Origin of the sequence: Dietzia sp. E1 (assembly GCF_014145015.1) — a bacterium.
In the GTDB taxonomy this organism is placed as follows: Bacteria; Actinomycetota; Actinomycetes; order Mycobacteriales; family Mycobacteriaceae; genus Dietzia; species Dietzia cinnamea_A.
In genome coordinates this window covers 1-1,702 of the sequence record NZ_JAALDU010000294.1, presented here as the reverse complement: position 1 = coordinate 1,702, position 1,702 = coordinate 1, and the positions used below count along the sequence as shown (strand labels likewise).

The following is a 1,702-nucleotide window of genomic DNA, read 5'->3' as shown; positions in this document are numbered from 1 at the left end:
CCCTTGGACCCGACGTACGTCGTCCGGATGCCGACCCGCTCCAGTGCTGCCCGGAGCGCGTCCCGGCGGGGGGCGTGGTGTTCCAGTCCGGCGTCGATGCCCAGCTCGACCACACCGGTGTCCGTGATGTGGCCGGCGGTGAGGACCCAGATGCGCAGCGCCCCGGCCGAGGGCGTCCACCCCTCCGGGACCGCGGTGACGGCGCCCCGCCGCCAGCGGCGCACCACCGGTGCCAGCGCCGACGTCCGCGCCGTGGAGACCGTGCACCGGCCGTCGGGATCCGGGTCGGAGCGCACGGGATCCAGTCCCGCCTGCGTCAGGATCGTCTCGAACGCGTCTGCCCGCCACGCGGCGTCGAGCGCCACCGACACCTGCGCCACCTCGCCGGCCAGGGTGGACTGCCCGCGGGCGGCCAGGACGCCCTCGAGGTCCGAGGGGTCGGGGACATGGTCGTCCGCGGCGAAGAACGACAGCTGCGTCACGGCTCAGAGCCTACGGTCGGCCTCCGACACCGCCGACCCCGACACGGCGCGAGGCCCCCACCGCGAGCGCGATGGGGGCCTCGTCGTGCCGGACCTGATCACCTCAGAGGGCGCGGACCTCCTGCGCCTGCGGGCCCTTCTGACCCTCGCCCACCTCGAACTCGACGCGCTGGTTCTCCTCGAGCGACTTGAAGCCGGTGCCCTCGATGGAGGAGTAGTGGACGAAGAGGTCGGCGGAACCGTCCTCGGGGGCGATGAACCCGTAGCCCTTCTCCGCGTTGAACCACTTGACGGTGCCCTGTGCCATGTTTACTGCGTTCCTTTTCCGTACTGCCAGGTGCGACTCGCGGGATGGCCGCGCGTGTCGGGCCGACGCCCCCGTTCACCGGCTGCCCGGTGGGCGGTTGTGACGACCGGCTCCAGTAGACCACGACAACAGCGGGAGGAGAACAGATCTTGGGCACGTCGGTCCACCGCCGTCGGCGAATCGACCGGCGGAGCGGATCCCTCTACGGTCGAAGGGTGACGACTTACGGACGCGAACTCCTGGGCCACCTGCTGGAACAGCTCCCGGCCGGTCCGTCGCCACTGACCCACGCCGCCGACCTGCCCGCCCGCGAGGCGCGGTACGCCGACTGGCCCATCTGGGCCCACCCGGGCCTGGTCGACGAACTGCGCGCCCGGGGCGTCGAGCGGCCCTGGGCGCACCAGGTCGCCACCGCCGAACACGCGCACGCCGGTCGACACGTCGTGGTGGCGACGGGAACCGCGTCCGGGAAGTCCCTCGGCTATCAGCTGCCCGCGCTGAGCGCCCTCGCCGAGGACCGCAACGCCTGCGTGCTCTACCTTGCCCCGACCAAGGCCCTCGGGCAGGACCAGCTGTCGTCGGTGGTCTCGCTGGTGGACTCCGTGCCCGGGCTCTCCCACGTCGCACCCGCCTCCTACGACGGAGACACCCCGTCCGACGCCCGACCCTTCATCCGGGAGAACTCCCGGTGGATCGTCACCAATCCGGACATGCTCCACCTGTCGTTGCTCGGCAGGGCCCGCCAGTGGACACGGATCCTGCGGGGGCTCCGCTTTGTCGTCGTCGACGAATGTCACTCCTACCGCGGGGTGTTCGGCTCCAACGTCGCCCTGGTCCTCCGACGGCTCGACAGGCTCGCCCGCGCCCTAGGCGCGGCGCCGACCTTCGTCCTGGCCTCCGCCACCACGTCCGA

The 1,702-nt window shown here is 72.0% G+C and carries 3 protein-coding genes; 1 reads left to right on the top strand and 2 read right to left on the bottom strand.

Translation table 11 applies throughout. The annotated features are described in order from the left end of the window. Both G6030_RS10485 and G6030_RS10480 read right to left on the bottom strand, forming a co-directional pair. A partial coding sequence (locus G6030_RS10485; RefSeq protein WP_182643081.1) for a hypothetical protein occupies positions 1-482 on the bottom strand: 482 nt, incomplete at its 3' end. A 103-nt stretch (positions 483-585) separates the two neighbouring features. Then, complete coding sequence (locus tag G6030_RS10480; RefSeq protein ID WP_007628711.1) at positions 586-789, bottom strand: cold-shock protein; 204 nt, start codon at positions 787-789, stop codon at positions 586-588. A 215-nt stretch (positions 790-1,004) separates the two neighbouring features. Here G6030_RS10480 and G6030_RS10475 point away from each other — a divergent pair. After that, positions 1,005-1,702: DEAD/DEAH box helicase (locus G6030_RS10475; protein ID WP_182643080.1), on the top strand; the 698-nt coding region annotated here is incomplete at its 3' end.

Excerpts from the sequence above, each read along its gene's own strand:
- G6030_RS10480 (WP_007628711.1), bottom strand. The coding sequence starts at position 789 with ATGGCACAGGGCACCGTCAAGTGGTTCAACGCGGAGAAGGGCTACGGG.